The sequence below is a fragment of the Bradyrhizobium sp. Kon10 genome, from assembly GCF_055807395.1.
This window is the reverse complement of record NZ_JBVVOZ010000294.1, coordinates 1-256: the sequence shown is the minus strand read 5'-3', so window position 1 is coordinate 256 and position 256 is coordinate 1. Positions and strand designations below refer to the sequence as shown.

The following is a 256-nucleotide window of genomic DNA, read 5'->3' as shown; positions in this document are numbered from 1 at the left end:
TGGAAAACCGCATCGGCGAGCCCGCGGCCAATCCGTATCTCTACATGGCCTCGCAGATTCTCTCCGGCCTCGACGGCGTCGACCGCAAGCTCGATCCAGGCCCGTCGGCCGACACGCCCTACGAAACCAAGGCGCCGCTGGTGCCGAAGTCGCTGCGCGATGCGGTCAGCGCACTGAAGGACGATCCGTTCTTCCGCGAAAAGCTCGGGGCCGAGTTCGTCGATTATCCTTGCGCTCGATCATTTCGCCGATCTTG

General features: G+C 63.3%; 1 pseudogene. It reads left to right on the top strand.

The annotated features are described in order from the left end of the window. A pseudogene (locus AC0L2O_RS37090) lies at window positions 1-256 on the top strand (hypothetical protein); the annotation flags it as partial.